At 63.4% G+C, this 24,151-nt stretch carries 11 protein-coding genes; 9 read left to right on the top strand and 2 right to left on the bottom strand.

The genetic code is table 11. The annotated features are described in order from the left end of the window. Positions 1–55 precede the first annotated feature (55 nt). Positions 56–901, bottom strand: a complete 846-nt coding sequence (locus tag FJW10_RS09895; RefSeq protein WP_181177475.1) for a helix-turn-helix transcriptional regulator — start codon at positions 899–901, stop codon at positions 56–58. Between the two features lie 189 nt (positions 902–1,090). On the opposite strand from FJW10_RS09895, the gene FJW10_RS09890 reads away from it, so the two are divergent. From FJW10_RS09890 to FJW10_RS09880, 3 genes are read left to right on the top strand one after another with little or no spacing between them, the layout of a single operon-like run. Further along, complete coding sequence (locus FJW10_RS09890; protein ID WP_140828287.1) at positions 1,091–1,498, top strand: nuclear transport factor 2 family protein; 408 nt, start codon at positions 1,091–1,093, stop codon at positions 1,496–1,498. Between the two features lie 46 nt (positions 1,499–1,544). After that, entirely contained in the window at positions 1,545–3,041 is a 1,497-nt protein-coding gene (locus FJW10_RS09885) for a nuclear transport factor 2 family protein (RefSeq protein WP_140899946.1), read from the top strand. Positions 3,042–3,071: 30 nt separating this feature from the next. Next, positions 3,072–4,478, top strand: coding sequence for an aldehyde dehydrogenase family protein (locus FJW10_RS09880; protein WP_140899945.1), 1,407 nt, complete (start codon positions 3,072–3,074; stop codon positions 4,476–4,478). Positions 4,479–4,582: 104 nt separating this feature from the next. On the opposite strand, the gene FJW10_RS09875 is transcribed toward FJW10_RS09880, so the two are convergent. Beyond that, positions 4,583–5,476 carry a LysR family transcriptional regulator gene (locus FJW10_RS09875; protein WP_246674184.1) on the bottom strand — a complete coding sequence of 298 codons (894 nt, stop codon included), beginning with the start codon at positions 5,474–5,476 and terminating at the stop codon, positions 4,583–4,585. A 132-nt stretch (positions 5,477–5,608) separates the two neighbouring features. On the opposite strand from FJW10_RS09875, the gene FJW10_RS09870 reads away from it, so the two are divergent. The 6 genes from FJW10_RS09870 (at position 5,609) to FJW10_RS09845 (ending at position 24,079) form a co-directional block, all read left to right on the top strand. Continuing rightward, entirely contained in the window at positions 5,609–6,679 is a 1,071-nt protein-coding gene (locus FJW10_RS09870) for an aldo/keto reductase (protein ID WP_140899943.1), read from the top strand. Positions 6,680–6,823: 144 nt separating this feature from the next. Next, positions 6,824–7,378, top strand: a complete 555-nt coding sequence (locus tag FJW10_RS09865; protein WP_246674182.1) for a cytochrome c family protein — start codon at positions 6,824–6,826, stop codon at positions 7,376–7,378. A gap of 313 nt (positions 7,379–7,691) precedes the next feature. Beyond that, positions 7,692–8,153 (top strand): (2Fe-2S)-binding protein, encoded by a 462-nt coding sequence (locus FJW10_RS09860; protein WP_140899942.1) that lies wholly within the window; start codon positions 7,692–7,694, stop codon positions 8,151–8,153. 14 nt (positions 8,154–8,167) lie between these two features. Beyond that, the gene (locus FJW10_RS09855) at positions 8,168–10,342 is read left to right on the top strand and encodes a molybdopterin cofactor-binding domain-containing protein (RefSeq protein WP_181177474.1); all 2,175 of its coding nucleotides are present in this window, start codon (positions 8,168–8,170) and stop codon (positions 10,340–10,342) included. Between the two features lie 975 nt (positions 10,343–11,317). Beyond that, a complete protein-coding gene (locus FJW10_RS09850; protein WP_140899940.1) occupies positions 11,318–12,268 on the top strand; it encodes an AraC family transcriptional regulator in 951 nt (316 codons plus the stop codon). A 234-nt stretch (positions 12,269–12,502) separates the two neighbouring features. Continuing rightward, complete coding sequence (locus tag FJW10_RS09845; RefSeq protein ID WP_140899939.1) at positions 12,503–24,079, top strand: autotransporter-associated beta strand repeat-containing protein; 11,577 nt, start codon at positions 12,503–12,505, stop codon at positions 24,077–24,079. Positions 24,080–24,151: the final 72 nt, after the last annotated feature.

The raw sequence follows: 24,151 nt of genomic DNA, 5'->3' as shown, positions 1-24,151 counted from the left end.
GCCGCCGCTCTCAAGGGAGCTTGGCCGTCTGCGACGAGACCCGGCTCAACTTGCCTCAAACGGCGTCCTCCCGAACGTCGCTCATGATGTGGTCGAGAAAGAGCCGGAACAGTTCGCGCTCGGAGGTGATGTCCAGTTTGTCATAGACCATTCGCTTGCGATTCTTGACCACCTGATGGCTGATGCCCATGGCCTTCGCGATGGCGGCATTGTGATAGCCTCGAAGCGATAGATGCACGATCTGGAGTTCACGCGGGGCGAGGTTACCAGGACTGTAGGTTTCGACCGCGCTATCGAACAGAAGCGAAGGCGGCGCGCCTCGCGTGGCGGACAAGGCGTCTGAGACTTGTTCAGTTTGAGCCGTCGCGTTCGCGTTGGGCGTACCGAGATGCGTCTGATGAATCGAGTTTGCCAGCGCCAGATAGGTGCGCAGCAAAAGCACCGTCCGCATGGAGAACTGCCCTTTGGCGCGATCCCAGCAGAGAACCAGCGTAGCGCCGTTCGAATCCGGAAGCATGACGACGATATCGTCGGACACGCCTTCCGACGTCAGCAGGTCGTGGTAGGTCTGAAATTCTCTCTCGGCAACGGTGTGGTCGCGAAACAGCTCAACGCCGAGTTGGGGGCCATCCAGGCACAGCCGGTAGAACGGATCGAACCGGTAGAAACCGCTCAGGTAAACATCGAACGAATGAAAATCGCCGCCTTCTCGAAACAGGCAAACTGGCGGCCCGTTGGGGCCATAGCGGAAAATATAGCGATAGTTCCAATGCAGCAGGGAGCTCAACGCTTCCAGGAGTTGGAACTGGAAGTCAGCCTCGCCCCGGTGGTCGAGTGCACGCGATAACAGTCCCAACGTGACTTCCGAGGATCGCGTCACCATTTCCCTGGCTTTCGCCAAGCGCTCCCGCCCGGATCGGCGTACACGCCCGCGTCTGAAAAGGCCTCCTTCCGCATAGGTCGTGGTTCCTCCGACAAACGGCGCATGGGTACTGGGGTCATCATGCATTTTGCCTGTCTTCTCCATAGCTTAGTCAAGACCCGAGAGCGTCGCAATTGCGCGCCGCAAGAAGATAGCGAGGAACGCTGGATGGCTGTGAAGACAGAAGCTTTGTCCAACCCGGGAGACGCGCTGCAAGCCTACGTGCGCGCCTTCGCGCGGAAGGATATTGGCGCGATCATGGAGCTGTTTTCCAAGGGCGGACTCGTCGAGATTCCCATGCTGAAGCCGAACCGGCTGTTCGGACAGACAGAACTGCGCCGCGGTCATGAGGCGATTTTCGAGGCCGTCTCTTCGTCACGCTTCGAACTGTCTGAGCCAGCGGTCAACGATATCGTTGCCATTGCAAGCGGCAGGCTGAAAACGGAGCGAGGCGGCGTCCAGCACGTGCATCCCGTCGCCATTGTGGCGGAAGTCGATTCGGAGCGCCTGATGCGTCTCAGTCTCTATATGGACGGCCGCAATCAGCGCCTCTGGTCAGACAAGGCGATCCTTTAGCTCCCGCACTCTTCCCGCCGAAAACGCATCGAAAGCACCAATAGCCATGACCCCCACACAAGCGTTCCGCAGATATTGCGACCATTTCATCGCCGGCGATGCCGCGGCGATCGCTTCAATGTTCACCGATGATGGGGAGTTCATCGTACCCATGGCCGACAAGCCGGCTAAAGGCCGCGCCAGCATCGAAAAGGAGATGCGGCAGGCGGCCCTCAGCCAAAAGAACATACAGGTCGAGGTCACTGCGGCCATCGACGCCGGTGCGACCGGTTTTGTTGAGGCCAACTACTCCGCAGAGGTTGTCGGGACTGGCGGCAAGCTTGATGGCACGCCGCATCGCGTCGATTTTCGAATGGTCGGCGAGATCACGCTCGTCGACGGCAAGATCAAGCGGCTTACGGAGTACCTGGACCGCCGACCGATGTTCCCCGAAGAGCGCCAGCGGGTCTTCACCGTCAATCGACTCTCGCCCTATTTCGGTAAGTCCGTGGAAGAGGGCTGCATGGAGTGGATGGTCTACAACAACATGCATTTCCCGATGATCTACGGGCGAATGCCCTTCCAGGAATACGACACCCTGCTCAATGGCGTTACGCTGTGGGATGTCGGCCTTGAGCGGCAGACCCAGCTCAAGGGTCCGGACGCGCTGCGGTTCATGGACTATCTGTCATGCCGGGACATGTCCGCCATGAAGGTCGGCCAATGCCGCTACACATTGCTGACCGACGAGAACGGTATCTGCCTGTGCGATCCGGTCGTGCTGCGTCCATCGGAAGACACGATCTGGATCTCGCACGGAAACACCGACATCACGCTTTGGGCGCGCGGCATCGTGATGGGCTCGGACTGGAAGGTGGAAGTGTCCGAGCCGGACATCGCCCCCATGCAGATTCAGGGCCCGCTCTCCATCGAGGTCATGAAGGCGATATGCGCGGACCCGGTCTGGGAGCTGAAGAACTACACATGCATGCGGACAACGGTGCTCGGCAAGGATGTGGTCGTTTCGCGCACGGGCTGGAGCAGCGGCGAAGGCTTCGAAATCTATCCGCTGTCGTCCGTGGGCGCGACCGACATCTGGGACGCGGTCAAGAAAGCGGGCGAGCCGTACGATATCATGGTCATGGGCCCCAACATCTTCCGTGCGCTCGAGCGGGGTGTGACCGACATCAGCTACTACACCAATTCGGGCATGAACGCGCTTGAGGATCTTGGCAACAAATTCGTCCATCTCGACGTCGGGGCCGATTTCATAGGCAAGGATGCGCTGAAACGGATCAGGGCCGATGGCGTCAGGCGCAAGTCGGTTGGCCTGTTCATCGAAGGACCGGTTCCGCGCATGGAGTGGTTCTGGGATGCCAAGGACGCGAGAGGCAATCCCGGCGTCGTGCGATGGGCGGCGCACTCATTCGCGCTCGACCGCAGCCTCGGTATCGCGCTGGTCGATGCCTCGGTCGAAGTCGGCGATGTGATCGAAGTCAGCCACCCGCTCGGCGTCGTGAAGGCCGAGGTCACCACGGTTCCGTTCGTTGGCAAATCGTCCTGAGCGCACAGGCATCGTACCCGGGAGAGAGCGATGAACGATTTCTGTCACATCATAAACGGCGTGCAGGTCGCGGCGCGCAACCATTTCAACGTGTACAACCCGTCGACGGCGGCGATCGTGGGCAGGGCTCCTGAGGCAGAGAAAACGGATATCGACAACGCAGTCTCGGCGGCGCGGGCGGCGTTCGAAGGCTGGAGCAGGACGTCGAATGAAGTCCGCAAGAAGGCCGTTCATGATGCCGCCAATGCCATCGAAAAGCATCTGGAAGAGCTCGCGACACTGCTGACCCTGGAACAGGGTAAGCCGCTTGGCGGGATGGGCTCACGCTTCGAACTCGCAGGCGCCATGGCCTGGACCCGTTACACCGCGGACCTCGAACTTCCGGTGCAAATCCTTCAGGACAACGATGAAGGCCGCGTCGAGCTCCATCGAAAGCCGCTCGGCGTGGTCGGCTCGATCACTCCCTGGAACTGGCCGCTGATGATTGCTTGCTGGCATATCATGCCGGCGATCCGTGCGGGCAACACCGTCGTCATCAAGCCGTCGCCCTACACGCCGCTGTCAACCATCCGTATGGTCGAAATTCTTAACGGGTGCCTGCCGGCTGGCGTGGTCAACGTCGTCGCCGGCCAGGACAATGTCGGCCACCTGATCTCCGAACATGCCGGCATCAGCAAGCTGGTCTTCACGGGCTCGACATCGACCGGCAAGAAAGTGATGCGGTCGGCCTCTGATACGCTCAAGCGCCTGACTCTCGAACTTGGAGGCAACGACGCGGGCATCGTCCTTCCAGATGTCGATCCGGCCGCGATTGCCGAAGGGCTTTTTTGGGGCGCCTTCATCAACAGCGGACAGACCTGCGCTGCCATGAAACGGCTTTATGTGCACGCCGACGTTCATGATGCAGTCTGCGAGAAGCTGGTTTCCTATGCCGCAAAGGTGACGATGGGCGACGGCATGGACGAGGCGAACTTGCTGGGGCCAATCCAGAATAAGGCCCAATTCGACAAGGTGACGCGGCTGGTGGAAGACGCCAAGGCGCGTGGCGGGAAAGTCCTGCTCGGCGGAAGCGCCAAGGAAGGCCCAGGCCACTTCTATCCGATCACCCTTGTCTCCGGCCTCGCCAATGGCGATCCGCTGGTCGATGAGGAGCAGTTCGGCCCTGTCCTGCCGATTATCCGCTATGCCGACGTCAACGATGCGATCCGAGAGGCCAACAACAGCGTTAACGGCCTTGGTGGCTCGGTATGGTGCAGAGATGTCAGGGAAGCCAAACGGATCGCATCGCAGCTCGAATGTGGCTCGGTCTGGATCAACAAGCACGGCGCCATCCAGCCGAACGCACCGTTCGGGGGCGTCAAATCTTCCGGCATCGGCGTCGAATTTGGGCAACTCGGACTTGAGGAGAACAGTTCGGTTCAAGTCATCTTTTCATAATCGCCGAAGCAGTTGGGTTGAGGCGTCGATATGGGTCAGGCAGATATATGGCCTCGCTGTGGGGCAAAGCTGGTTGGTGCTATGTTTTCAGCTTAAATTACCCTCTACTCTTCAGGCGCGGTCACGCTATCGCGATCCAGAAGGCAGTCGATGAAGGCCCGCAACGCCGGCGTTGGCGAACGGCGGTTTGAATAGTAGAGGAAGAGGCCGGGAAAGGTCGGCGACCAATCCACCAGGACTCGTTGGAGGCGTCCTTCCTCGATTGAACGCACAATGCGATGATCATTGAAAGTGTAGAGGATGCCGAGACCCTGAAGCGCGCCATCCAGCACCACCTCCTGCATGTTCGAGGTTAACGGTCCGTCGACCGACATCTCGAACGCCTTTCCATCCTTCTCGAATTCCCAACGGTAGACTGCGCCGCTGCCGGGGTAGCGCCAGTTGATACAAGCATGGGCGTGCAGGTCTGCCGGTTTCTTCGGGATTCCTCGGGTACTCAGATAATCGGGCGACGCGACGGCCATCATCTCCATGTCCGGCGTCAGCCGGACGGCCACGACATCCTTTTCGAGCCGCTCGCCGGCGCGGATGCCGGCGTCGAAGCGACCGGCGACGATGTCGCTGAGCCTATCGTCGGAGACGACCTCCAGCACCACGTCCGGATAGGCCCTGTGAAAGTGCCCGAGCCTGGGCCCGATCAGCATGGTTGCAGCGTAGCCAGGCGCATTGATGCGCAGCAGGCCGGCCACGCGTCCGGTCGCGTCGACCGCTTCGCTCACCGCCGACTCCAGTTCCAGCATGACTGGCACAAGCCGCTCGTAGAGTTTCTGGCCGACCGCGGTCGGCGCCACGCTTCGTGTCGTCCGATTAAGAAGCCTTGCGCCGAGACGGCTTTCGAGCAGGCGTATGGTCTGGCTGAGAGCAGACGAGGACATGCCGAGATGGCTGGCCGCGCGGGCAAAGCTCCTATGATCGACGATGGCGGCAAAGGCCTTCAACTCGGCGAAGTCGGATCCTCTCATTATGCATTGATCTCTAACTAGCTTATCAGGATTATAGCGGATTAATTTATCGGCGACGACGGTTCATTTTACTCCAGACAACTTCACCCGTTCCTGGAGATTAACCCCATGACCCAATCATTTGACCTTGCTACCTACCGCCTGCTCGGCCGTTCCGGCCTGCGCGTTTCACCGCTTGCACTGGGAACCATGACCTTCGGCTCCGACTGGGGCTGGGGCGCGGAACAGGACGAGGCGCGGCGCATATTCGACGCCTATGTCGACCGCGGCGGCAACTTCGTCGATACCGCCAACGCCTATACCAACGGTTCCTCCGAGCGCCTTGTCGGCGAATTCGCCGAAGGCAAGCGCGACCGGCTGGTGATCTCGACCAAATACACGATGGCGACCCGCGCGGGCGATCCGAATTCGGGTGGCAATCATCGCAAGAGCATGATTGCCTCGGTCGAGGAAAGTCTGCGCCGACTGAAGAGCGATTACATCGACCTGCTTTATGTCCATCAGTGGGAGGGGCTGACGCCGGTCGAAGAGATCCTGCGCGGGCTCGACGACCTCGTCCGCCAGGGCAAGGTGCTCTATCTCGGCCTTTCGGACATTCCCGCCTGGCAGGCGTCTCGGATGCAGGCGATCGCCGACCTGCGCGGCTGGACGCCATTCGTGGCGCTGCAGAGCGAATACAGCCTGGTCGAACGCACCTCCGAACGCGACCTGATCCCGATGGCCAACGAGATGGGCATGGGCTTCATGCCCTGGGCGCCACTCGCCAATGGCGTCCTGTCGGGCAAATACAGCCGCGCCGATCTCGGTGCCTCGCAGACCGGCATCGCGGGGTCGCGCAAGGCGGTCGCCGGTGCCCACGGCTCCCTGTCGGAACGCAGCCTCGCCATCGCCGATGTCGTCGGCGAGATCGCCCGGGAAACGGGTCGGTCGTCGGCGCAGGTCGCGCTGGCCTGGGTCATGGCCAATACCAGGGTAACGGCTCTGTTGCTCGGCGCGCGGACGCTGCAGCAACTGGAAAACAATCTCGGCGCGCTCGACACCAGCTTGAGCGCCGAACAGATGACGCGGCTGGATGCGGCGAGCGCCATCGAGCTCGGTTTCCCGTACAACCTGCTACACGGCCCATTCCTTCGCGCGGCGGTCAGCGGAGGGGCGCACTTCCCGGAGCGGACCTGGTAGCGAACGGGGCTTTGGGAAGCCGCACTCGGCACCTCGCCTGCCGCAGGTTGCGGCGTGGCCGGGTGCCGAATGATTGTCGGTATCCAGCGCCCGGCCACGGTGCCCGATGCTTCATTTGCAACGGCGGGGCCAGCGTGGGCGTGATTGGGCGAGGCCAGGCTCGCGGATTGGCGGCAGTTTTTCTGGGATTTATGTCGTTTCGATCGTCGGATCGTCCCCTTAGGCTGCGAATGCCTCGAGCCGTCAAGGCTCGGCGTGAACCCTCGACATCACACGGAGAACCTCGATGGCGACCTATTCAGACAGCTTGTGTGCGTCATGACCGGGAGGGCAAGAATCCGTCCGCGGACGATCGCCGTCGTCGTCGCCATGATGGCAGCCGCTTCACCGTCTCTTGCGGAAGGGAACGCCGATCGCGGCAAGACGATCTTCAATCGATGCGCTGCCTGCCACTCGGTGACAGGTCAGGACAAGGTTGGCCCGCATCTCAACGGAATTGTAGGCCGCAAAGCCGGCTCGGTCGCCGGCGCCCACTATTCCAAGGCCTTGGTGAACGCGGCCATCACCTGGGACGAAGCCTCTCTGGATGCTTTCCTCGTCGCTCCGGCGAAATCCGTGCCCGGCACTTCCATGACTGTCGCAGTGCCGAACAAAACGGATCGCGCCGATCTCATCGCATACTTGAAATCGCTGCCGTGACCGATTGTTCTGCAGAGTAGCCTAATGGCGGGCGGGCGCGACGACGGCCCGTTAGCCGTGCGGTCGCCCAGCCTCCGTCTCGCACGGCCTCCATCAAAACATTGACGCGCTCCGGCGAAGTGCAAAGCTGTGCCACGGTAGCGGCTGCGCGTGTGGCGTGCGTAATCGGCCGAGCCGTCGAACAGCGACCCGCCAATGGCGGTTTTTCTGGGATTTATGTCATTTCGATCGTCAGCGTCGCGCCATAGGCTGCGACATGCCTCGGGCCACCAGGTTCGGCGCCACCCTCGACGTCATACGACGGAGAACCTCGATGGCGACATACAAGATCACGGTGAATGGGAAGCGCCGGGACGTAACCGTTGATCCGTCGACCCCTTTGCTTTGGGTTCTGCGCGAAGAGCTGAAGCTGACTGGTACCAAATACGGTTGCGGCATCGGCCTGTGCGGCGCCTGCACCGTGCACCTTGCGGGCGAAGCGACCCGCTCCTGTGGCTTGCCGGTCTCGGAAGTCGGCGATCAGGAGGTGGTGACGATCGAAGGCATCGGCGGCGATCGTGTCGGTCGAGCCGTGCAAGAGGCCTGGGTGGAGAAGGATGTCGTGCAGTGCGGCTATTGCCAGAGCGGCCAGATCATGGCCGCCGTGGCGCTGCTCAAGGCGACGCCCCGACCATCGGAAGCCGACGTCGAGGGAACGATGACGAATCTATGCCGCTGCGCCACCTATGTGCGCATCCGCGCAGCCATCCAGGACGCCTCGACACGGTTGATCTAGCAAGGAGACGGGCCATGCGGTTCGCACGCCAGCCTGACAAGGATCATTTAAGCCGCCGCACTTTCCTGCGTGCATCGGCAGTTGCCGCTGGCGGACTGTTGGTTTCGCTGCACTTCGATCTTCCGGCACTCGCGCAGAGCGCCGACGCGCCGCCAGCCCCGCCCGACGCATATGTTCACATCAAGCCCGACGGGCGGATCGTGATCGCTGTGAGGCACATCGAGATGGGGCAGGGGGTGCTCACATCACTGCCGATGATCGTCGCGGAAGAGCTCGATGCGGACTGGTCCCAAGTGAGCGCCGAGCTTGCCCCGGCGGGAGATGCCTACAAGGCGCCACCGCTCGGGATACAGAGCACGAGCGGTTCGTGGTCCGTGCGCTATGGCTATCAGCAGCATCGCGAGTTCGGCGCCCGCATCCGCGCAATGCTCGTGGGCGCCGCCGCCGATCTATGGAAGGTGCGTCCGGACGAGTGTCGGACGGAGGCGGGCGTGGTCCGTGGTCCCGGCGGCCAATCGGCAGGCTATGGCGAACTCGCGGACGATGCTTCGCGCAGGCCCATGCCGGAGCAAGTTGTCTTGAAGAATCCTGGCGACTTCCGGATTATCGGGAAGCCGACGCGCCGCATGGACAGCCGCCCGAAGACGAACGGGTCGCAAAAATTCGCGCTCGACATCGACCTACCGGGCATGATGATCGCCCTCATTGCACGGCCACCGGTATTCGGGGCGAAGGTCAAGGCGTTCGACGCGCAAGCGGCCCGCTCGATGGACGGTGTGCGGGACGTGTTCGAAATTCCTCTTGTCAAGGGAAGCGCCGTGGTCGTGGTCGGTGACCGGTTCTGGACCGCAAAACAGGCGCGGGACCAGGTCAAGGTCGACTGGGATTTCTCAGGGGTGGAGCGCGCCGACAGCCAGGAATTGCGCGCCAGGTTTCAGGCCCTCGCCAAAACGCCGGGAAAGATCGCGCTCAGCCGAGGCGACAAGACAGCGCTTTCCCGGACAGAGCCTTCCCAGCGCCTTGTCGCGGACTACGAACTTCCATATCTGGCCGCCGCTGCGCTCGAGTGCCTTAACATGACGCTTCGCTATGACGGCGACCGTGCGGAAGCATGGATTCCGTCTCAATTTGCCACGCTTGATCAAGGAGTGCTCGCCCAGGCGCTCGGATTGGATCCCAGCCAAGTCACACTGCATGTGGTCTTTGCCGGCGGTGGATTTGGCCGGCGCAGCCCGCTCGACGGCAATGTGCCCTTCGAGGCCGCGGCCATTGCCAAGCGCGTGCGCGGCACGCCGATCAAGCTCATCTACACGCGCGAAGACGACATGCGGAGCGGTTACTACCGGCCAATGACGACCCATCGCGTCGAAATCGGCATTGGGGCCGATGGGATGCCATGGGCCTGGCAACACGTGGCCGTTGGCCAGTCGTTCATCATCGGAACGGCGATGGAGAAGACTTTTATCAAGGATGGCGTTGATCCGCTCGTCATCGAGGGAGCGGTGAACAACAAATACCGCATCCCGAACTTTGAGATATCGGTACACCATCCGGCGGTGAGCGTGCCGGTCTACACCCTGCGCTCCGTCGGGCACTCACAGAACACTTTTGTCATGGAGACCCTGATCGATGAGCTGGCCGTTCGCGCCAGCGCCGATCCCATCGCCTATCGGCTGAAGCTTCTCGACCCCGAGGCCACAAAGGTCCGCGATGCGTTGACCTTGCTCGAGGAGAAGAGCCGGTGGCGAAATGGCCTTGCCCCCGGCCACGCCGCAGGCATCGCGTGCGCGGACTATTGGGACACCGGTATCGCCTGCGCGGCCGAGGTTTCGGTGGTGGACAATCGCCCACGGGTCCACCGCGTCACTGTTGCCATCGCCTGCGGGCTACCGGTGAATCCGCTTTCCATCGAAGCTCAGTGCCAAGGCGCGATCGGCTTCGGTCTCACTCAGCTCATGTCGGCCATCACACTCAAGGACGGCGGCGTTGAGCAGTCGAACTTCGATGGATTTCGGCCGCCCTACATGTCCGACGCGCCGGCGGCGATCGATGTGCATATCGTGCCAAGCGATGACGCCCCGCTGGGTGTTGGCGAACCCGCCACCCCAGTCATTTCGCCGGCGGTGGTAAACGCCTTGGCCAGCCTCACGGGAAAGCGATACCGTATCCTCCCGATCGATACTGTCTGAGGCGCCAGTTTTCGGCGTTCCGTGCCGAGCCAGAAAGTCGCGGCCGGCATAAAGTCGTAGGATATGGCGCCCAGTGTTCGACGCATCAAGGCCGAGTTTGGAGACTCGCCAACATAGATCATGCAGTCGAAATCGAAATCCCCAACGATAAGCTTGTCGTTTGGGATGATCTTTACGTCTATGTCGTTGTCGGGGTTATCGCGCAGGAGGAAGTGCGTCGCCGCGCCGATGATCGCCGTCCCGAATTCGGAACTGGCCAGAACGCGAACGCTTCCGCTGATGGAGGAGTGCGCGCGCTGCGCAGCGCTGGCCGCGTTCTCGCAACTGTCGAAGATGGCCACGCAACTGTCGAGGTACTCCCTCCCAGCGTCGGTAAGTTCCAGTCCCCTGTGCTTGCGTACGAACAGCTCCACCTCCAAGCGCGTTCCCCAATCTCTGCAAGTGGTGGCTGAGCGTCGACTTGGGAACGTTATTGGGTGTCCGCGGCTCTCGATATCCCGGCGCGAGCGATCTGAACAAAGCAGCTTGTGTCCTTCAGCTCATAAGATGGGTTCGTTTCCATGTTTAAAATTCCGAACGGAGGGTTCGATGATGCGCTCTTTTGTGGATCAAGAACTCAGCTTATTGTCCTCGACGCCGGGAGTCGGGGATTTGGCGGCGGGAGGCTGATGCAGCGATGATCGTTTGGCAAGACTCGGCAGACCGGGAATTTTTGACCGGCTGACGTGCATCTATCGTGGATAGAGCATTGAAGAACAGTTCGGCCTGCTCTTCCGAATATCGCCCGTTCCAAATCGAAAATTCGCCACTCGACCGGCAGCTGGCTGACTTGTCGCACAGCTTGCTTCGGGCTGCCACAGATGTGCCTTGGGGTGGGAACGGGCGCGTCTAACTAACGTTGAGTTTGGGGTCCAATATGGCCCAATACACTTCAGATGAAGCAAAACGATAACCTGTGTTAAGGGCCGAAATGGCATGACTTCTCCGGAATGCGATTTAGATGATAATTCTCATTCAGCCGATGCTGATCCGGCAGCCGATGCTGATCCGGCAGCCGATGCTGATCTGGCAGCCGATGCTGATCTGGAATCCGTTCTTTCGGTGGCCGATGGCCTGGCGATAGCGACAAAGCGGGGAACAGCCGCATATTCATTATTGCCTCCCGGATCATACACGTTTCCGGCAAGTCACCATGTCATATATGTCGGCCTCGACCCCGCGCCGGACACATGCGCAAGACTAGGTGATGGCAAGGCCAAGCGCTATGACGCGCCGGCAGGGGGCATCATCGTGAAGCCGGCGCATCTCGAAGCTCGCCTGCATCTGTCGGAGGCGCGGGAAAGTTCGATTGTCGTCTACCCGGACAGCAGCCTGAAGGAGCTTGCGAGACAACAGTTCGGCACTGAGCAGGTCGAGTTGAAGCCTCCGCCCCTTGGCACGCTCGATCATACCGCCCTGCGTATTGGGCAATTGCTCAAAGCCGAACTTACCAAGCAGCAGGGCGCCGCCGAATTTTATGTCGAGCACCTCATCGCCATCCTCGGAGTTCATATCCTTCAGGCCTACACATCGCGGGACAAGGGACCTCAGCAGCTCAAAGGCGGGCTGACGCGAAAAGCGGTGCGCACTCTGGAGGACTTCCTGAGGGCTAACCTCGCCCGGAAAATCTCCGTCGGCGAGTTGGCGACGCTTGCCAACCTTTCGCCCAAGCATTTCACGCAGGCCTTCGGCCGAACCTTTGGGAAGTCGCCGCATCGCTATCTTTTGGACCTGCGGCTGGATCACTCAACGCGGCTGCTTTCCGAGGGAGACGCGACCATTACGGATGTCGCCTATCTCAGCGGGTTTTCCAGTCAGAGCCATTTGACAGCTGCGATGAAGAAGCACCGGGGCACGACACCGACCCGCTTCCGCTCCTCCATCTGAATCGTCGAAACCGCGGCTCACTCGTTAAAGGTATATTAGTCTTACGAAATAATGACTTGTGCTATACGATTAACATCTTTGTCCAAATTTCCGCTTCAGGCGTTGATTGACCGTACGTTTTTACAAAACTCCGCACTTTTCTGAAATACGCAACGTACAGATCATGCCTTTCTCTTGAGTCGGGCCCTGATTCCGTCGGGGAACATTATGATATGCTAATGCAGGGGGGGGTAGATGGCTGGGTTGGCCTGCGGCGAACCGATCCACGACCACGTGGGAGCCGGCGATGGCGCCGGCGGGCGAAGATTGAAAGCCGACGGCCGACACCCCGGACGCGCACCCTCCCAAAGGCGTCCGGGCCGCCCGGGGCAGACGGAGACGCGCGTCGCCATCTTCTCGCGCCTGCTGCGCGGCGGCCGCATGACCAAATGGAAAGGCCAGGCGGCAAGCTATGCGCCGAATCTTGCCCACCTGGCTTCGGCGGCAGCTCCGGTCTTGCGTGGTGCGCTTGTGTCGGCCGCGCTATTGGCCGGACTTGGCGCCGTCCCTGCAGGGGCGGCCGATCTCTATTGGGACGTCAACGGCACCGCTGTGGGCCTCGGCGGTACCGGAGCCTGGAACACCTCGTCGCTGTTTTGGAATCCGAGCAGTGATGGTGTCACCGGGCCGATGGCCAGCTGGAACAATGCCGCCGTCGGCGGCGACAATGCCTTCTTCAACGGCACCGCCGGGACGGTGACGCTCGCGGGGCCGATGACGGCCCACAATCTGGCCTTCGGTGTCGCGGGCTATACAATCGCTGGCAGCACGCTGACGCTCACCGGCACCACGCCGACGATTTCCATTGCCGGAACCACCACAATCAGTTCCGTGATCGCCGGATCAGGCTTCACCAAAGTCGGCGCCGGCGGGCTGACGCTCACCGGCGCGAACACCTTCACGGGTGACATCACCGTCTCGGCCGGAGCACTCGGGCTCGCCAGCGATGCCTCGCTCGGCGCGGCCGGCAATGGCGTCTCGCTTGCGAATGGTACCTCTATCGGCTCGACCAGCGCACTTGCCGCCAGCCGGGTTGTTACGATCGTCAGCGGACGTGCGGTCGCAGGTAGTGGGGCGCTCACAGCGCGCTTCACCGGGGCTGGCGGGCTGCAGGTTTTGGGCACAATCAGCAATGACGCCAACGACTATACAGGTCAGACGGTTTTCGGCCAGGGCACCAACGGCTTCACCTCGGTAGCAGACCTTGGGGTGGCAAGCTCGCTCGGCGCGCCTACGGATGCGGCGTCGGGTACCGTCACTGTAAGCGCCGGTGGCGGAGTGGGCGGCAATCTGGTCTATTCCGGTGACGGCGACAGCTCCAATCGCAACTGGCGTTTCAACAACACCTCCAGCGGAGGCAACTATCTCCAGAACCTGGGCACCGGGACGCTGACGCTGACCGGCGGTATTCTTGCCGGCGGTGCCTACGGACTTACCATGAATTTCTCCGCGGCGTCCGGCGACATGGACCTGCTGGGCGTCATCAGTTCCTCGGTCGCCCGGGCTATCGCCTTTACGGGAAATGCTGGCCGGATCATCACCCTCGGGGGCGCCAACACCTACACCGGGCCGACCACGATCAACACTATCACCGTCAAGGCCGCGACCCTGGCGAACAGCGGTGCCAACAGCTCGTTCGGCACCGGCAACACTATCAATTTCGGCGGCGGCACGCTGAGCTATACGGGAACGGGCGCGGCGACCGACCGCACGCTGACGATCTCGGGCTCCAGCACCATCAGCAATGACGGCACCGGCGCGCTCTCCTTCAGCGGACCGACGAGCTTTGTCGCGGGCGGCGTCGCCGATACGCTGACGCTCGGCGGCAGCTTCGCGGGGGCGAACACATTCTCGGGCGTGATCTCGGGCGCCGGCAACCTCACCATGAACGGCGCCGGCACCTGGGTGGTGAGCGGCAGCAACACTTTCACCGGCACCACCACGGTCCAGAGCGGAACGCTCACCGCCGGCAGTTCTGCTGCATTCGGGCCTTCCAATCCGCTTGTCGTCAATGGCGGCACGCTTGACCTGGGCGGCTTCGACATAACCGCTCGCTCCTTGGCGGGCACCGGCGGGACCGTGGACCTCGGCAGCAACAACCTGACGGTGAACGGCACGTCGGGCAGCGCCACCTATGCCGGCGTCATTACCGGCACCGGCGGCCTCACCAAGCTAGGTGCCAGCACGCAGACGCTGACGGGCGCCAACACCTATTCCGGCGCGACCAGCATCGGCGGCGGCACGCTGGCGGTGGATTTCACAGCGCCCGGCGCGCCGACGAACAATATCGTTTCCATATCCTCGGCGCTCAATATGAGCGGCGGCACGCTCACCGTGAAAGGTGGCACCGGGATGAACAGCCAAAGCTTCAATGGCCTGAACGTCACGGCGGGCAACAACCGGATCAACGCGACCGCTGGCGTGGGCGGCGTGCTGACGGTCAATCTCGGCGCCGTCAGCCGTACCGGCGGTCTCGTCGATTTCGGCATCGGCACGGGAACGTCGATGGCCACCAGCAACGCCAACGGCGCGCTTGGCGGCTGGGCAACCGTCAACGGCACCGACTATGCGCAAGTGTCGAGCGGCTTCATCACCGCATTCACCGCCTATGTTGATGAGGACAATGCGGCCCTGTGGGCGACCGGCAATATCCTTAGCGACGAAGCCGGCAACGCCAATACGCCCTATTCCGGCACGGTGAACGGCAATGTCGCGCTCGGCGGCCTCAAATACACGGCGGCGGCCAATTCCACCGTCACTGTCGGCGCCGGCAATACGCTCGGCGTGGACGGCACTATCATCGTCTCGCCATCGGTCGGAACCGCTAACCAGACCATCCAGGGCGGCTCCTTGACCGGCGGCGCCGGCGGCAGCGCGCTTGGCGTGCAGCAGAACAGCGGCGGCACCTTCACCGTCGCCTCGAACATTATCAACAACGGTGGCGCGACGTCCTTCACGGTGGGCGGCACGGGAGGCTCGACCGGCACCGGTGTCGTCGTGCTGACGGGCAGCAACGGTTACACAGGTGCGACGACGGTGAGCGGTGCCACGCTCGCCTTCAACAGTGTCGCCAATGGCGGCGTTGCGAGCGCCATCGGCGCCTCATCCAACGCGTCTTCGAACCTGGTGATCGAGAACGGCACATTGCGCTACACCGGCGCAACGGCCTCGACCGATCGCGGCTTCACCCTCGTCAACGGCGGTCCATCGCGCACCTTCGAGGTCACCAACGCCGCCACCAACCTGACGTTCTCCGGCCAGGTGACCAGCCCGGACGATGCCGGCTTCATCAAGACCGGCGCCGGCACGCTGACGCTGACCAACGCGAGCAACGACTATGTCGGCGCCACCACCATTGCCGGCGGCACTCTGGCCGTAGGCGCGCTTGCCAATGGCGGGCAGGCAAGCGGCATCGGCGCGGCGAGCAACGCTTCATCCAATCTTGTGCTGCAGAACGGTGGGAAGCTCAGCTATATCGGTGGAACCACCAGCAGCGACCGTGGCTTCACGCTCGGTACCGGCGGCGGAGCTATCGATGTAGTCGGCGGCACGACGCTGACGATGAGCGGAGTAGGCACCGGGGCAGGCGGCCTCACCAAGAGCGGCGTCGGGACATTGGTGCTGTCGGGCACGAATAATTATACCGGCGGCACCACGGTAGGCGCCGGCATTCTGCGTGCAGGCTCTGCCAGTGCGTTCGGCACGGGCGCCATGACGGTGAACACCGGCGCAACGCTGGATCTGGCCGGCAACAACAACACGGTGGGCGGGCTCGGCGGCGGGGGCAGCGTGCTGCTGGGCGCGGCGACCCTGACGACGAACGGCAACGGCAGCTTTTCGGGCACGATCGGCGGTAGCGGCGGCGTCGCCGTCGCGGGCGGCAGCCAGACCTTCAGCGGCTGCACCAACAGCTACACGGGAGCCACGACCATCACCGGCACGCTGAACGTCAGCTGCCTGCGCAATGGCGGACAGCCGAGCGACATCGGCGCCTCGAGCAGCGCCTCGACCAATCTGCAGATCGATGGCACACTGAACTATACCGGCGCCAGCGTCACGACCGATCGCGGCTTTACACTGACCTCGGGCAGGATCACCGTTGAGAACGCCGCCACGACACTCGAGTTCAGCGGGGTGGCGACGGGGACGCAGCTCGAAAAGTTCGGGCCCGGCACGCTCGTGCTCTCCGGCGCCAATACCTACAATGGCGCTACTTTCGTCAACGGCGGCACCCTCCGCGCGGGGTCGACCAGCGCATTCGGCTCGAGCGGCCTGCGAATGGACACGACCGGGGCAACCCTGGATCTGAACGGTTTCAGCAATACGGTCGGTTATATCAGCCAAGGCAATCTGGGCATTACTGGCGGCAACATCACGCTTGGCAGCGCCACGTTGACGATAAGCGGTATCGGAAGCGCCAATTACAACGGTGCCATCAGCGGCAGCGGCGGGCTTGTGAAGAACGGGGGCAGCATACAAACGCTCTCCGGTGTGGCCAGCAGCTATACAGGCGCGACCACGATTAACGGCGGTGTTCTCGCTGCGGCGAGCCTGACGAATGGGCTTTCCAACAGCTCGATCGGCGCCTCGGGCTCCGCGCCGAGCAATCTTGTCCTCAACGGCGGCACGCTGCAGTATATCGGGTCCGGAGGCAGCACCGATCGTCAATTTACGCTTGGTGCGAGCGGCGGCGGCCTTGACGCGTCGGGTACCGGCGCGATCAATTTTACAAGCACGGTGCCGATTACGCTGTCTGGCAGCGGCAACCGTACCCTGACGCTCACCGGCACGAGTACGGCCAACAACTCGCTTTCGGCGCGCATTGACAATCCCGCAAGCGGCACGACCGCGCTTACCAAGGGCGGCACGGGTACCTGGGTGCTTAAGAACCAGACCAGTACCTATACCGGCATCACCACGATCAGCGGCGGCGTGCTTGCCGTCGACAAGCTCGCCGATGGCGGCCAGGCGAGTTCGATCGGGAAGTCGTCGAACCTGGCATCCAGCCTCGCGATCGGCAGCGGTTCGACACTGCGCTATACCGGCACGGGCGACACCACCGACCGGCTGTTCACGCTGCAGACAGGCGTCAGCTTCATCGAATCGTCCGGCACCGGGGCGATCCAGTTCACCAATACCGGCTCCGCACTATACAGTGGGGCCGGAGCGCGCACGCTGGCGCTGGGCGGCACGAATACCGGTCTCAACATAATGGGCGGAACGATCGTCGACCAGAATGCCACGACCGCGAAAACGACGCTGGCCAAGAACGATAGCGGCACCTGGGTGCTGACGGGCAACAACAGCTATTCCGGCAACACCGTCATCAATGATGGCAACCTGGTCGTCGGCAACGGCGGCACGTCGGGCAACGCCGGCACAGGCAATGTCGTTGTCGTCAACTCGACCTCGACGCTGTCGTTCAATCGCAGCGACACGTTCAACTTTGGCGGCAACCTGAGCGGCGCGGGCAACATCGCCCAGATCGGCGCCGGCACGACCAGGCTGACATCGGTGATCGACAGCAGCATCGGCGGCACGACGCGGGTCGATGCCGGCATGCTGGAATTGGCAACCAACCTGACCAGCAGCGGCGGCACGACTGTAAATGCCGGCACGCTGCAGGTCGACGCGGGCAAGGTGCTGACCACGCCGACGCTCGCCATGAATGGCGGCTCGACCTTGAACGTCAACGGCACCGTGCAGGCGGCCGGCGCGACGCCGGTGACGATCAGCGGCGACGCCGGGGCAAGCACTATCAACATCGCCAATGGCGGCACGCTGCGCGGCAATGGCGACCTTGGCGGCGGCAGCGATAACGTCAACCTGACCGGGACATTGAACACCGGAGTGGGAGCGCTCAACCTAGGCGCCGGCAACGACACGCTGACGCTCAACGACGGCGCCGTTCTCACCGGAACAGTCAACGCCGGTACCGGTGGCGAGACAGGCGCGGGCGACACGCTTCGGGTAATCAACACGGTAAATCGCACAGTCCAGGGCGCGGGCATCAGCGGGTTCGAGAGCTTGGACAAGCAGGGCACCGGAACGTTGACGCTTGTTGGTGACCACAGTTACAGCGGTGGTACGACGATCCAGGGCGGGACGCTCCAGGTGGGCAGCGGCGCGACAGCGGGTACCTTGGCGACACCGAGCGTAGCCAACAACGGGACGCTCGCCTTTAACCTCAACAACAACTACAGCTTCGGGGGCGCCATCTCCGGCACCGGCGCGGTCAACAAGCTCGGCACCGGCATCACCACGCTGACCGGCAACAACAGCTATAGCGGCGCCACCAACGTCAATGCCGGGACGCTGCTGATCAACGGCAACCAGTCGGGTGCTACCGGCCCGACATCGGTCGCGAGCGGCGCGACCCTCGGCGGCACCGGCACCATCGGCGGCAGCGTCACCGTGGCCGACGGCGGCACGCTCGCCCCCGGCGGCGCGGGCAATATCCCCGGCACGCTGACCATCAACGGCAACCTCGCGCTGGGCAACTCCAACCTCAACGTGGACTTCGGCCAGGCAAACGTGCCCGGCGGCCCGCTCAACGATCTCATCAATGTCGGTGGCAACCTGACGCTCGACGGCACGCTCAATGTCACGCAGAGCCCGGGAGGAACCCTAGGTCCAGGCGTCTATCGTATCATCAACTACAACGGCACTCTGGCGGATAACGGCCTAACCGCCTCGGACCCCGATTATTTCGTGCAGACCTCGGTGGCCAACCAGGTCAACCTTGTCAACTCGGCCGGGCTGACGCTCAGCTATTGGGACGGCAACGCCGGCCCCGCCTCCAATGGCGCGGTGAATGGCGGCAGCGGTACCTGGCTGGCCGCAGGCGACCAGAACTGGACGGACATCACCGGAACGTTCGCCGCGCCATTCGCAAACGGCAGCTTTGCTATCTTCCAGGGAGCCGCTGGCACGGTGACGGTGGATGGCACGAACGGCCCCGTTTTGGCCGCCGGCATGCAATTCGCGACCGACGGCTACCTGGTCCAGGGCGCGGACATCGGCCTGGTCGGCCCGCAATCGATCATCCGCGTCGGTGATGGAACGGCGGCGGGTGCGGCCTATGGCGCCACGATCGCGTCCAACCTGACGGGCGCCACCCAACTGGTAAAGACCGATCTGGGCACGCTGGTGCTCGGGGGCACCAACACCTACACGGGTGGCACCGCGATCAACGGAGGCACGGTCCAGGTCGCGTCCGACGACAATCTCGGCGACGCGTCCGGCGGGCTTTCGCTCGATGGCGGCACGCTGCACACGACCGCCAACGTGAACTCGTCGCGTGCGGTGACGCTCAATACGGGCGGCGGCACCTTCGACACCGACAGTGCCACCAGCTTGGTGCTTACCAACACGGTGAGCGGTTCCGGGAGCTTGAGCAAGGAGGGCGGCGGCACGCTGGTGCTCAGCGGCGCCAACAGCTACCAAGGTGGCACCGTCATCGATGGCGGCACGGTCCAGATCGCCGCCGATGCCAATCTCGGCGATGTGGCCGGCGACGTCACCTTCGATGGCGGCACGTTGCATGTGACCGGGTCAGGCCTGACGTCCGCTCGAGACGCCACGCTCAACGCCGGCGGCGGTACGATCGCCGTTGACAACTTCGTGGAATGGTCTGGTACCATAGGCGGGACCGGCGCACTCACGGCGGGCGGTCCCGGCTTCCTCGCCCTCAGCGGCGACAACACCTATACCGGAGGCACGACCATTGCGAGCGGGGTTCTGCAACTCGGCAATGGCGGCGCCTCGGGCTCGATCCTGGGCGATGTCGTCGACAACGGCAATCTGGGCTTCGATCGCTCCGACACCTATAGCTTCGACGGCCTGATCTCGGGCACTGGCGAGGTCACACAGGTGGGCACCGGCACTACGGTGCTCACAGCCGACAACACCTATGCCGGCACGACGTCGGTATTTGGCGGCTCTCTCTACATCGACGGCGATCAGAGCGCCGCGACAGGCCTGACGTCCGTCAACGCCGGCACGCTGGGCGGCAATGGCATAATCGGCGGCGACGTAAGCTTGGGGCCAGGCGCTACACTGGCCCCAGGCAGTGTCGGCATTACCCCCGGCACACTCACCATCAATGGCAGTCTTCAGCAGGCTGGCGCTACCCTGGACTATACCTTCGGCCAGGCTGGCGTCGTCGGCGGCGCCTATAACGATCTCACGATCGTGCATGGCAATCTGACGCTCGACGGCACGATCAATGTCACCGAGGCACCCGGCGGCAATTTCGGCCCGGGCATCTATCGCGTGATCAGCTATGACGGCGCTTTCGTCGACAACGGGCTGACCAGCAACTCGCCCAACCGCGTCGTGCAGACCTCGGTCGCGGGCCAGGTGAACCTGGTCGATATCAGCGCGATGACCCTCAACTTCTGGGACGGCGATGCCGGACCAAAGGCCAATGATGGTGTGGACGGGGGCAACGGCACCTGGCGGGCGGCAGGCGACGACAATTGGACAGGGCCGGACGGCGACATAAACGCCGCCTTCTCTAACGGCAGCTTCGCAATCTTCGCAGGTAGCGCTGGTACGGTGACGGTCGACAACACCAACGGCCAGGTGCAGGCGGCGGGCATGCAGTTCGCCACCGACGGTTATATCGTCCAGGGACAGGACATCGAGCTGGTTGGGGCAGCGGCGACGATCCGGGTCGGCGACGGCACCCTGCCCGGTGCAGGCTACACGGCAACGATCGCCTCGAACCTCACCGGCGCCAGCCAGCTGGTCAAGACCGATCTCGGCACGCTGGTGCTCGGCGGAACCAACAGCTATAGCGGCGGCACTTCAATAGAGGGCGGCAGACTGCAGGTTTCGGCCGACGCCAATCTCGGCGATGCGGCGGGCGCATTGTCGTTCGACAATGGCGCGACGCTGCAAAACACCGCCGCGTTCGGCTCGGCGCGCGACGTCACGCTCAATGCCGGCGGCGGCACGTTCCAGACCGATGCCGACCTTACGCTCTCCGGCCCGATCGGCGGCGCGGGCGGATTCACCAAGACGGGCGGCGCGGCGCTGACACTGACCGGGACCAATTCCTATGCCGGGCCGACCACGGTGGCGGCAGGCGGGCTCTATGTCGACGGCGACAACAGCCTGGCCACGGGGCTTACCTCGGTTGGGATCGGCGCCACGCTTGGCGGCAAGGGCACGATCGGCGGCAACGTCACGGTGGCCGACGGCGCGACGCTCTCGCCCGGATCGGCCGACGGCACGCCGGGCACGCTGGCGATCGCCGGAGATCTGACGCTCTCCGGCGGCTCGATCCTCAACTACAGTTTTGGCCAGGCGAATGTCGCCGGCGGGGCGCTCAACGACCTCACCACCGTCGGCGGCAACCTGACGCTCGCCGGCACGCTCAATGTCACTGTCTCGCCGGGCGGAACCTTCGGCCCCGGCATCTACCGCGTGTTCGATTACAGCGGGAGCTTGACCAACAACGGCCTGTCCGTCGGCTCCATCCCGTCCTCGAACTACTTTGTGCAGACGTCCGTCGACCATCAGGTCAACCTCGTCAACACGCAAGGGCTGAACCTCAACTATTGGGACGGCGACGCCGGCCCGAAGTTCGACGGCACGATCAATGGCGGCAACGGCACCTGGCAGAGCTCTTCGGGCAACGACAACTGGACCGAAGACACCGGGTCGATCAACGCAGCCTATTCCGACGGCGCCTTCGCCATCTTCGCCGGCCAGGCCGGTACGGTGACGGTGGACATCGGGCTCGGCCAGGTGACGGCCGCCGGCATGCAGTTCTCCACCGACGGCTATGTCATCCAGGGCGGCGATATCGGCCTGGTCGGCCCGCAGTCGACGATCCGGGTCGGCGACGGCACCAGCGCGGGGGCAGGCTACACGGCAACGATCGCCTCCGCGCTCACCGGCAATGCCGAGCTCATCAAGACGGATGCCGGAACGCTGGTGCTGACCGGCGCCAACAGCTATAGCGGCGGCACCGCCATCAATGGCGGCACGCTCAGGGTCTCGGCCGATGCAAACCTCGGCGATGCGGCGGGCGGGCTCTCCTTCAACGGCGGCACGCTCAACACCACCGCTAGCTTCGCCAGCGACCGTGCCGTCGATATTCTCGGCCAGGGCACGATCTCGACCGACGCCGGTACCACCTTGACCCTGCAGGGGGCACTGGCCGGGTCGGGCGCGTTCAACAAAGCAGGAGATGGAACGCTTGTCCTGACGGCCGCTGGCTCGGCCTTCTCGGGCCCCACCTCTGTCCAGCAGGGCACGCTCGCGGCGGGCGCGGCAGACGCGTTCAGCTCGGGTTCGGCCTTCAGCGTCGCCTCCGGCGGCACGCTCGACCTTGCCGGCTTCAACCAGACGGTAGCCTCGCTCGACAACAGCGGCGCGGTGCGGCTTGGTGCTGCGGCGCCCGGCACGGTGCTGACGGTGACCGGGGACTATGTCGGCAATGGCGGCAAGGTCCTCATCAATGCCGCGCTGGACGGCGATGCCTCCACGACCGACAGGCTGGTCGTGCATGGCAGCACCTCCGGCACCGGCGTCCTGGCGGTCACCAATGTCGGCGGCGCGGGCGCGCAAACCAGTGAAGGCATCAAGATCGTCGACATCGACGGCAGCTCGGCCGGCACCTTCACGCTTGCCGGCGACTATGTCTTCGAAGGCGCCCAGGCCGTGGTCGGCGGTGCTTACGCTTATCGGCTCTACAAGAACGGCGTCAGCACGCCGGCCGACGGCGACTGGTATCTGCGCTCCACCCTGATCAACGACACCGGCCCGCTCTATGCACCGAGCACGCCGCTCTACGAGGCCTATGCCGGCGTGCTGCAGAGCTTCAACGAACTGGGCACGCTGCAGCAGCGCATCGGCAACCGGACATGGGGCGAGGGCGCGACGCCACAGGGCGCGGACGTGCCCGGCCAGGGACCGGTCGACGGCAACGCCATCTGGGCCCGCATCGATGCCGCCCATGGCAAGTTCGAGCCCAAGACCTCGACCACCGGCACCGACTACGACGTGACCACCCGGAAGCTCAACGCCGGCGTCGACGGCCTGCTGCATGAGAGCGAGGCCGGCACCCTTTTGGGCGGCATCACCGTCCACTACGGCACCGTTTCATCGGATGTCTCGTCGACTTTCGGCGCCGGCTCGATCTCTGCCACCGGCTACGGCCTCGGCGGCACGCTGACCTGGCTCGGCAACAGCGGCTTCTACGTCGACACCCAGGCCCAGGCGACCTGGTATGACAGCGACATCAACTCGGCCGTGCTGGGCAAGCTTGCCGACGGCAACAACGGTTTCGGCTATGCGCTCAGCGTCGAGAGCGGGCAGAAGATCGCGCTGCGCTCCAACTGGTCGCTGACCCCGCAGGCGCAGCTTTCCTGCTCGGCGGTCGACTTCGACAAGTTCACCGATCCGTTCGGCACCGTCGTGTCGCCCGGCAGCGGCGACAGCCTGATCGGCCGCCTCGGCATCTCCGCCGACTACGAGGACCAGTGGGCCGACAGCGCCGGCCAGGTGAGCCGGGCGCATGTCTACGGCATTGCCAACCTCTACTACGACTTCCTCGACGGAACGGATGTCGATGTCTCCGGCGTGAAGCTTTCCAGCCAGAACCAGAAGTTCTGGGGCGGTGTCGGCCTCGGCGGGTCGCTGGACTTTGGCGACGGGAAGTACTCGGTCTATGGCGAAGCGCTGGCCAAGACCAGCCTGGCCAGCTTCGGCGACAGCAATGTCATCAGCGGCAAGCTTGGCTTCAGCGTGCGCTGGTAGCGGCGTCGACGCAGCGCAGGCACAGCCTGGTTGAGCAATAGAATGCGCGCATGTGCGCATTCTATTCGGACG

The organism is Mesorhizobium sp. B4-1-1 (assembly GCF_006439375.1).
GTDB lineage: Bacteria > Pseudomonadota > Alphaproteobacteria > Rhizobiales > Rhizobiaceae > Mesorhizobium.
Note: the sequence above shows the minus strand (reverse complement) of the source record. Positions and strands in the feature narration are given on the sequence as shown.

Coding starts and splice junctions, on each gene's coding strand:
- FJW10_RS09880 (WP_140899945.1), top strand. CDS start 3,072: ATGAACGATTTCTGTCACATCATAAACGGCGTGCAGGTCGCGGCGCGC.
- FJW10_RS09855 (WP_181177474.1), top strand. CDS start 8,168: ATGCGGTTCGCACGCCAGCCTGACAAGGATCATTTAAGCCGCCGCACT.
- FJW10_RS09845 (WP_140899939.1), top strand. CDS start 12,503: ATGGCTGGGTTGGCCTGCGGCGAACCGATCCACGACCACGTGGGAGCC.
- FJW10_RS09885 (WP_140899946.1), top strand. CDS start 1,545: ATGACCCCCACACAAGCGTTCCGCAGATATTGCGACCATTTCATCGCC.
- FJW10_RS09850 (WP_140899940.1), top strand. CDS start 11,318: ATGACTTCTCCGGAATGCGATTTAGATGATAATTCTCATTCAGCCGAT.
- FJW10_RS09870 (WP_140899943.1), top strand. CDS start 5,609: ATGACCCAATCATTTGACCTTGCTACCTACCGCCTGCTCGGCCGTTCC.
- FJW10_RS09890 (WP_140828287.1), top strand. CDS start 1,091: ATGGCTGTGAAGACAGAAGCTTTGTCCAACCCGGGAGACGCGCTGCAA.
- FJW10_RS09860 (WP_140899942.1), top strand. CDS start 7,692: ATGGCGACATACAAGATCACGGTGAATGGGAAGCGCCGGGACGTAACC.